Annotated in this window: 2 protein-coding genes; both read left to right on the forward strand. The window is 51.2% G+C overall.

Annotated features, from left to right (window positions below):
* Window positions 1–2,357: ankyrin repeat domain-containing protein (locus KDK14_RS06040; protein ID WP_257264116.1), on the forward strand; the 2,357-nt coding region annotated here is incomplete at its 5' end.
* Between the two features lie 69 nt (window positions 2,358–2,426).
* Window positions 2,427–2,594 (forward strand): hypothetical protein, encoded by a 168-nt coding sequence (locus tag KDK14_RS06045; protein ID WP_257264117.1) that lies wholly within the window; start codon window positions 2,427–2,429, stop codon window positions 2,592–2,594.
* Window positions 2,595–2,877: the final 283 nt, after the last annotated feature.

The following is a 2,877-nucleotide window of genomic DNA, read 5'->3' on the forward strand; positions in this document are numbered from 1 at the left end:
AGGGTGGGCGACTGGTCCAGGCCTCTTGCCCGGGCTCTCACGTTTTCCACCTGGAGTGCATCACCCAATGGCTTGACAGTGAACAGCAGGCCGCAAAAAGTCTTGACCAACGTGAATGCAAGCAATGTCGGCAACCGTTACGGCCATTGACTCCTCTGGTCAGGAGTAACGTCCTTGACGAGAAATCACCTTATTGTGAATCACTGATGGGCCGGACAGCTATCCACTTGGCTGCTCTTCAAGGCAACACAGGGGCCATCCAGAAATTGCTGGCCATTGCCCCCTCCCTGACCAACGAGAAAGATAACATTAACCAAACGGCTCTCCACCTGGCTGCTCTTCACGGCCACACAGGGGTCATCCTGGTATTGCTGGAACATGACCGCTCCCTGGCCGAAGAGAAGAATATCAATGACGAAACAGCGCTCCACCTGACCGCTCGTAATGGCCACACAAAGGCCATGCAGACATTGCTGACCAATGTCCCCTCCCTGGCCAACGAGAAAGCTAACCTTGGCCGGGCTCTCCACCTGATGGCTGAGGAAGGCCACGCAGAGGCCATCCGGGCATTGCTGGAAATTGACCAATCCCTGGCCAAAGAGAAAAATAACAATGGCGAAACAGCGCTTCATTTAGCTGCTCGTAATGGCCACACAGGGGCCATCCGGACATTGCTGGAAATTGCCCCTTTCCTGGCCGAAGAGAAGGATAACGATGACGATACGGCTCTCCACGCAGCGGCTCGTCAAGGCCACACAGAGGCCATCGAGACATTGCTGACCATTGCCCCCTACCTGGCCAAAGTGAAGAATAGCGATGGCGATACGGCTCTGCACACTGCTGCTTTCAGAGGCCACACAGAGGCCTTCCAGCCATTGCTGACCATTGACCCCTCCCTGGCCAAAGAGAAGAATAACGATGGCGAAACGGCTCTTCATCTAACTGCTCGTCAAGGTGATACAACGTCCGTCAAGGCTTTGCTGGACACTGCCCCCATCACGGCCATTGATAAAAATAAAGATGGCGAGACAGCTACCCACGCAGCCTTGGCTGCCCTTGGGGGAGCGGCATTGGAAAATTTACCATTATCCGGCCCGGAGCCGATGGATGAACGCAAATCACCGGTTGTTAATGGTAGATTCTGTATTTCCTCTGCCGAGGTTGCGCTTATAGAAGCTATCCGCCAACAAGAGCAAAAGGCGGCAGCCATAGTACAGAAATACCACCGGGAGTTTGTTCAGACTGTTCGCAATGGCGATTGTTTTTATGACGGTATGTCCAGGGTTAGAAGACATTCCAGCGTTATGGAATTAAGAGCACGGTCCTACCTTGAGGGACAAAAGTGCCTGGCAGGCAGGGGTAAGCTGCACTTTGACAAGGCACTCACTGCTGTTTTTAGCGGACAAATTGCCAAGTTAAGGCAGCCGAATGAATATGCGGAACAGATTGATCTGCGCCTGATGGCAGCTACGGAAAATTGCAGGATCGTTGTTTGCGATCTTGATGAAAAAGTACTCAGCGTTGTTGGCTCTGAAGGTGAAGTGGAAGAGTATCCGGAAAAAACATTGTCTGAAGTCATGGGCCAAGACCCCGAAACAGAATTATTTGTGCTCGATACGCAAGGCCAGCACTACATGGCAGGCAGAAAAAGATGTACCGGGAACCAGCAACCCGGGCGAAACCCCTCAAATGCCATCAAAAAATTACCAGGGGGACGGGCATCGGAAAATTTACCACTATCCAGCCTGAAGCCGTTGGATGAAGGTGCATCACCGGTTGTTAATGGTAAATTCTGTAGTTCCTCTACCCTTAATGACGACACAGAGACCGTTAAGGCTAAGGTGTTGTTGGACAGTGACCGATCCAGGTGCCTTCGCGATTTTCACGATGCTGCCCGCACTGGCAACACAAGGTTGATCAAGAAAATGCTGGTCGTTGACCGCTCCCTGGCCAAAGAGAAGGATAACCTTGGCAGAACGGCTCTCCACGTAGCTGCTTATGAAGACCAAACAGAGGCCATCATGGCATTGCTGGAGATTGACCGCTCACTGGTCAAAGAGAAGGATAACGATGGCTGGACGGCTCTCCACGCAGCTGGTTATACAGGCCAAACAGAGGCCATCCACAAATTTCTGGAGATTGACTTCTTACTGGCCAAAGAGAAGGATAACCTTGGCAGGACGGCTCTGCACGTAGCTGCTTTAAAAGGACACAAAGCGGCCATTCGGATATTGCTGTTCTTTGACCCTTTCCTGGCCAAAGAGAAGGATCAGTTTGGCCAGACGGCTCTCAACCTGGCTAGCTGGAAAAATCACACCGCGTGCCAGGAACTCCTGATTGAAAATGGGGCCTGTTAATCGTCCTGCTTTTGTGAGCAATAAATAGGGATACCGGGGGCGGGTCTTGATTGTCTAAAACTCCACCCCATGCTGCGCCAAACTCGGCGTAACGCCTTTAACGGTAATCACCAAACCATCCCGCCCTGCCTGTCTGGAGCGGCTGCCATTATTGGCGGTAATAGTGGCAACAACCCGGTCGCTTTCAGATATCAGGGCTTTGAATTGCTGCCAGCGTTTGTGGTTGCCATCACTTGAATGCTGGTAAACAAACGTTCGTTGCCGGGTAGTTGCAAGCCTGACTCAGGGGTTACGACAATCGTCTTGAAAAAATGTTGTTTTTTTTATGGAATTTTCTCTGCTGATTTTTGTCTTACCCTCAGTCTTGAGTCATAAAGCAGATCAAAGCGATGAATGGTGTCGGGGGTAACACGGCAGGCTTACTACCAAATTGTTCTGCTATCTGTATAAATGACGAAAATACCAGAAGACAGTTCGGTGGACACTCACTGGTCGAAACATCTTGTAAACCGCAACCTCA

The organism is Endozoicomonas sp. ONNA2 (assembly GCF_024606365.1).
Classification (GTDB): domain Bacteria; phylum Pseudomonadota; class Gammaproteobacteria; order Pseudomonadales; family Endozoicomonadaceae; genus Endozoicomonas.